This window comes from Microcoleus sp. S36b_A4 (assembly GCF_036700645.1).
In the GTDB taxonomy this organism is placed as follows: Bacteria; Cyanobacteriota; Cyanobacteriia; order Cyanobacteriales; family Microcoleaceae; genus Microcoleus.
Window position 1 is genome coordinate 24905 of the sequence record NZ_JAUBPI010000077.1, and the last position, 6014, is coordinate 30918.

Below are 6014 nucleotides of genomic sequence, written 5' to 3' on the forward strand. Positions count from 1 at the left end.
ATCCGATGAAACTTGCCCCCGATTTATCCGTGGGGTCAATGCTTCAATTCTAAAATCTAAAATCTAAAATCTAAAATCTAAAATCGATTGACCGTTTGACCAGAGTAAATTTGACAAAAAATGCAGAATTATTGCACCTTGTCTGGTGCGCGGCAGCGAACCCTACATTAATCAAATTTGCCTAAGTCTTAAGAAAATTTGAGGAAAGATTAAGAATTATTGCCATAAAACCCAGGTAAAGTTGTTTGAATTACGACTCAAATGCCAAGCAGACAAAGCGTTTGAGCATTTCCCAAATCTGTAAATCCTCAGAAAGTTAGTATTTCTCAAGGATTCATCCGGTGAGAAAATCAGAAACAACCTTAAAATTTAGCAGTAATCGCCCGATCGGGCAATTCTCAACCAGCACCAGGAAAAAACCTATGAAATTGGCTTATTGGATGTACGCAGGGCCAGCCCACATCGGCACTCTGCGCGTCGCCACTTCCTTCAAAAACGTCCATGCAATCATGCACGCACCGATTGGAGACGACTATTTCAACGTCATGCGTTCCATGCTGGAGAGGGAACGGGATTTCACCCCAGTGACTACCAGCGTCGTTGACAGACACGTACTGGCGCGGGGTTCGCAGGAACGGGTGGTGGACAACATCACCCGCAAAGACAGAGAAGAACACCCAGATTTAATCGTGCTCACCCCGACTTGCACCTCCAGCATTCTGCAAGAAGACTTGGAAAACTTCGTGGAACGAGCTCAATTGGATGCCAAAGGCGATGTATTGCTGGCGGATGTTAACCATTATCGGGTAAACGAACTGCAAGCTGCCGATCGCACTTTGGATCAAATCGTCCAATTTTACATTAACAAAGCCCGCAAAAAAGGCGATTTAGTAGAAGCCAAAAGCGAAAAACCATCTGTCAACATTATCGGTATGTCTACGCTGGGTTTCCACAACCAGCACGACTGCACCGAGTTGAAACGTTTGATGGCAGATTTGGGCATTGAAGTCAACGAAGTTATTCCCGAAGGTGCTTCGGTTCATAACTTAAAAAGACTGCCGCGCGCCTGGTTTAACTTGGTTCCTTATCGGGAATTGGGGATGATGGCCGGGGAGTATTTGCAAAAAGAATTCGGTACGCCGATGGTCGATATTACGCCGATGGGTGTGGTGGAAACTGCGCGCTGTATCCGCAAGATTCAGCAAGTGTTGAATGCTCAAGGTGCGGATGTTGATTACGAAAATTTTATTGACCAACAAACTCGATTTGTGTCTCAGGCTGCTTGGTTTTCGCGATCGATCGACTGCCAAAACTTAACTGGCAAAAAAGCCGTCGTATTTGGCGATAATACGCACGCTGCGGCGATGACGAAGATTTTGGCTCGCGAGATGGGAATCCACGTTGTGTGGGCAGGAACCTACTGCAAACACGATGCTGACTGGTTCCGGGAACAGGTAAGCGAGTATTGTGATGAAGTGCTGGTGACGGATGATCACGGGGCGATCGGAGATGCGATCGCCAAAGCGGAACCTTCGGCTATTTTCGGCACGCAAATGGAACGCCACGTTGGTAAACGGTTGGATATTCCTTGCGGCGTCATTGCTGCACCGATTCACGTCCAAAATTTCCCGATCGGCTACAAGCCATTTTTGGGTTATGAAGGCACGAATCAGTGCGTAGATTTGGTCTACAATTCCTTTACTTTGGGAATGGAAGACCACTTGCTGGAAATCTTCGGCGGCCACGATACCAAGGAAGTGATTACGAAGGGTATTTCGGCTGATTCTGATATGGGTTGGACAAAGGATGGACAAGCTGAGTTGAATAAAATCCCTGGCTTTGTGCGGGGTAAGGTGAAGCGGAATACTGAGAAGTTCGCGCGCGATCGGGGGATTGATAAGATTACCGTTGAGGTGCTTTACGCAGCGAAGGAATCTGTCGGCGCGTAGTTAGTTGGTAGGGTGGGCATTTGCCCACCTCACTTAGTAAAATAGAAATGCACTGTCACTTTTCAAACATAGAAAAGTTCTTTATGGCTAATTCTATTGCTTTCCAGACCGCGATCGAATATGTAGAATCTCTGGCAATTGAAGAGCAAGATTTGTTAATTGAATTAATTCAGAAATGGCGAATTGAAAATCGGCGACTGGAAATTGCTAGCAATGCAAGAGAGGTTTTGAGTGCTTTAAAAGCCGGCACAGCAAAGCGAGGCAACCTTGCACAGTTAAAAGCTGATTTACTGGATGAAGAATGAAAACTCTAGTTTGGAACAACAGTTTTAAACGGGCTTTTAAACGGGTTATCAAGAGAAATCCGCAATTAGGTGAGAAAATCTTTTCCGTTTTGGAGTTGTTAGTGAACGATCCATTTTATCCTCCATTGAAGTCACATAAACTGCGGGGGCAATTAGAATGACTTTGGGCTTGTTGGGTTGAGTCCGATTGCCAAATTATCTATACTTTTGAGCAAGATAATGAAACGCAAGAGGAATTGATCGTCTTGATTGATATTGGGACGCATGATGAAGTATATTAAGTAAGGATCGCCCTTTTCCAACAAGCGTGCGATCGCCCTCACTCCTCATTTTGACTATCTTCTTGCTCAACTTGCTCAAAATTAACTTGTTCGTAAACATCAGATAGAGGAACTTCAAGCTGAAAGGAATTAAACATTAATGCCGTATCTTCCTCGTCATACTCACAATACAACCATCTTTTATTCTCGGTTTTTGAATACTGCTCGACTTTAATTTTTGTTTGATCGATCGTAATGTATTCTCGAAAAGTAGGAAGAGTTTTGTAATATGTAAACTTGTCAACTCGATCGTAGTTTTTAGTAGACTTTGATAAAACTTCCACAATAACTTGAGGGTTGGTAATCGTGTCAGTGCGATTGTTGCGGTACTCAGGTAGCCCAAAAATTACCATTACGTCGGGATAAGTGTACAGTCGCACTTTTGGTATCCACAGACGCACGTCACCGATGAAGATGCGGTAATTCCGTTTTTTGAGAGCAAGACTTAAAGCAATGTACAAATTGCCAGCGATTTGATTGTGATTGGTAGATCCGCCTGTCATAGGAATAATTTCCCCGTCGAGATATTCGCTTTTGTACTCTGCTGTTTCTTCCAGTGCTAAATATTGCTCTTCTGTGCAGTAACGTTGCTCGGTTGTTTGCAAAGTGCCTGTCATCTTGATGTTCTCCCACAATGATGTTGAACAAATATTTCTTCTGAGTGCGTGAAGCGAAGCTATCCCGAAGGGAATCGCTCACTTAAATGATAACCTGCATTTCCAAAAAAGCGATCGCCCTTATTCCTCCCCGCTTTCTTCTGGCTCACTTTCCGCCTCAAAATCCACCTTTTCATAGACATCTGCCAGCGGCACTTCAACTTGAAAGAAATTAAAAACTAGCGCCGCATCCTCCTCATCATACTGACTATACGACCACCGCTTGTTTGCCAACTTACAATACTGTTCTACATAAACCTGAGATTGATCGATCAGAATATACTCTTGAAATGTTGGCAGCGTTTGATAAAACTTAAACTTATCACTGCGATCGTAAGCTTTCGTAGATTTCGATAAAACTTCCACAATCACTTGAGGATTCATCACCGTATCCTGGCGATTATTGTAATACTCAGGTTTACCCGGAATTACCATCACATCGGGATAAGTATAAGTTCGCTTTTTCGGCAGCCACAGACGCACGTCGCCCATGAAAACATCATAGTCAAGTCCCTTAAGAGCAAGACGTAATGCTATGCTCATATTCAGGGCAATGCGATTGTGATTTGTAGTTCCACCTGTCATTGGAATAATTACTCCGTCGCGATATTCACTTTTATACTCTGCTGCTTCTTCTAGGGCTAGATATTCTTCGGGAGTGAAGTAGCGCTGTGCAGTTGGCTGTTCTGTTGCTTGTAGAATAGCTGTCACGGTTTTTTCCCCAACTCAATTGATATTTTGCGTCCAGTTTAACATTGCCCGAAAGTAGGGGCGGGTAAGATGCCCAACCCCTACTCCCCACAACAAAAACCATTCTTTGTGGAACAGGCATCTTGCCTGTTTTTGATAAGATTCCAACATCTACGATCGCCCTCTTTCAACTAAGGGCGATCGCACTTAATCAACTCGCAACCAAAATTAATCGATCGGATCGAAAACTAGGGTCAATTGAGCAGCAGGAAGCAGTTGTTTGAGAACTCGCAAATGACCCTCTGCATCAGACCAACTGCGAAACCGACCGACAACGACCCTTTGTAGATTTGGAAGCAAACGAACCACGATCCACGGTCTGAGACGTTTCTCATACGGCATAATAGGTGTATCTCCTTGTTAATTGGAGCCATAGCCAGTCCTTGCTTTCCACGGCGGGGGACTGGCTTTTGACTTTGCACCTGTGGTGTGCTGTACAAATTATTGCACAAAAGGCCCTCATTGGTAGCAGAAAATTACTAAAATAGCGTTATAACACCGCGATCGGCGTAAACTTGTATGATTGGGAGCGTTCACAAACAGTAAATATTGACAGTGAGCAAGCGCGTTCACATCACACTCCCCGACTACATCTATGAATCCTTAGAACTGTGGGCCGACCGGCAAGGTAGACCCACAGCTAGTTTGATCGCTTTTATCGTTGAAACGGCGGTTTTGGAAGCGAAAAAAAAGGGAGATTTACCTTCTGAACCGGAAAAGCCCAAAAGCGACACGTAAAGACTTCCCTCGTGGGTTACGGGGGCGTGTCGCGCGATCGCACTTATCGAAATTGATGAAAATTAGCATCCGCGTCCGCAGTTGGCGCAGAATATTTAAAATAATTCTCTGCTTTGTCCTCGCGATCGCCTGTTAGTGCATAAGTCCTATCAGCAATCGAAAGTGCCAGTTAGTTAATTGTCCGTCGGCTAGTCAGTTGTAGGGAAACTCACAAAAAATATCATTCTCAGTAACGAGCTTTCGACTATACATCCAATCCTCTTGTGGGGCGGGCTTCTAGCCTGCCCCTAAAAGCTTATTGAGAATAGTGCCAGATATCAGGGGAAACGGAAATTGCATCCCAGGATTTCCTGCTTGAGGCCAATTGTGAAAACTGTACTGTTCGATCGCCCTAATCAATCCCACTTACCTAGATTAGACGCATCAACATCTGTTAAAGGAATGACTTATGAACTTCACAGCAAGACTCACACAAACCAGCTTACTCGGTTTAATGCTATTTGCCAGCAATCCAGCGGCAACCTTGGCTCTAGGACAATCGAACACAAGCACTGCACCAACAGCGTCTCGCACTCAGTCTCCGATTGAAACCATACAAATAGCTAATTTATCCACTCCCCAAAAACAGGTGAGAGATTTTTGTGTTCGCAAAAGACAGACACTGGCAAACTATTTCGAGACCAGCAACTTTCGGATTTATCTGTGCTACAACCACGCTCATCAACTATATTACTACGGGGTTAAAAAGAGTAACGGCAGCACGATCGCCTTGCGTGCTCGAACTGAAGAGGGGACTGGTTACGTGGCAAAAAATGGCACCTACGATTACATTGTTACAGGAGCCAGCCTTAGTATTTATAACAAAGGCAAACGCATTCTCGAACAACGAGTGATTCGCTCCCTTTAGTATTTAAATGCGATCGCTCTTTCAATCCCCGACTTCTTCAAAAAGCCGGGGATCTAACAGAATATCTGGCTTTTCTGCTGAGGCAGACGAAAGTTTGTGTAATTTAACCTCGAACTCAAATGACCAAGAATTTCTTGATGGTACCCGCCACGTGATTTCTCCGTGGAATCAATCCAAAATCTAAAATCTAAAATCCTCAAGCCCCCGAATTTATCTCGCGCAAGTCAATCCAAAATCTAAAATCTAAAATCTAAAATCTAAAATCGAATGACCGGCGCTTCGCCACATTTGAGTTTGAGGTTAACAGGTTTCAACCCACATTCCGCACCCCCAACTGGCACATAGGCAGATGGAGGGGATAAAAGTAAATCATCCGAGATAATCGTGAG

Annotated in this window: 7 protein-coding genes; 4 read left to right on the plus strand and 3 right to left on the minus strand. The window is 44.3% G+C overall.

The window, feature by feature from the left end:
• Positions 1–422 precede the first annotated feature (422 nt).
• Together bchB and QUA03_RS21335 are read left to right on the plus strand one after the other, a co-directional pair.
• Positions 423–1949 (plus strand): ferredoxin:protochlorophyllide reductase (ATP-dependent) subunit B, encoded by a 1527-nt coding sequence (gene bchB, locus QUA03_RS21330; RefSeq protein WP_190659189.1) that lies wholly within the window; start codon positions 423–425, stop codon positions 1947–1949.
• 83 nt (positions 1950–2032) lie between these two features.
• Positions 2033–2254 carry a hypothetical protein gene (locus tag QUA03_RS21335; RefSeq protein ID WP_333214730.1) on the plus strand — a complete coding sequence of 74 codons (222 nt, stop codon included), beginning with the start codon at positions 2033–2035 and terminating at the stop codon, positions 2252–2254.
• A gap of 319 nt (positions 2255–2573) precedes the next feature.
• Here the strand turns inward: QUA03_RS21335 and QUA03_RS21340 are convergent, their stop codons facing one another.
• The 3 genes from QUA03_RS21340 to QUA03_RS21350 form a co-directional block, all read right to left on the minus strand.
• The gene (locus tag QUA03_RS21340) at positions 2574–3191 is read right to left on the minus strand and encodes a Uma2 family endonuclease (protein WP_333214731.1); all 618 of its coding nucleotides are present in this window, start codon (positions 3189–3191) and stop codon (positions 2574–2576) included.
• A 120-nt stretch (positions 3192–3311) separates the two neighbouring features.
• Positions 3312–3941, minus strand: a complete 630-nt coding sequence (locus QUA03_RS21345; RefSeq protein WP_333214732.1) for a Uma2 family endonuclease — start codon at positions 3939–3941, stop codon at positions 3312–3314.
• A gap of 207 nt (positions 3942–4148) precedes the next feature.
• Positions 4149–4322: a hypothetical protein gene (locus QUA03_RS21350; protein WP_333214734.1), complete on the minus strand. Its 174-nt coding sequence runs from the start codon at positions 4320–4322 to the stop codon at positions 4149–4151.
• 213 nt (positions 4323–4535) lie between these two features.
• Between QUA03_RS21350 and QUA03_RS21355 the strand changes: the two genes are divergently transcribed.
• Together QUA03_RS21355 and QUA03_RS21360 are read left to right on the plus strand one after the other, a co-directional pair.
• Positions 4536–4718 (plus strand): ribbon-helix-helix domain-containing protein, encoded by a 183-nt coding sequence (locus tag QUA03_RS21355; protein WP_015178554.1) that lies wholly within the window; start codon positions 4536–4538, stop codon positions 4716–4718.
• A 448-nt stretch (positions 4719–5166) separates the two neighbouring features.
• Positions 5167–5625 carry a hypothetical protein gene (locus tag QUA03_RS21360; RefSeq protein WP_333214736.1) on the plus strand — a complete coding sequence of 153 codons (459 nt, stop codon included), beginning with the start codon at positions 5167–5169 and terminating at the stop codon, positions 5623–5625.
• The last annotated feature ends 389 nt before the right edge of the window (positions 5626–6014 follow it).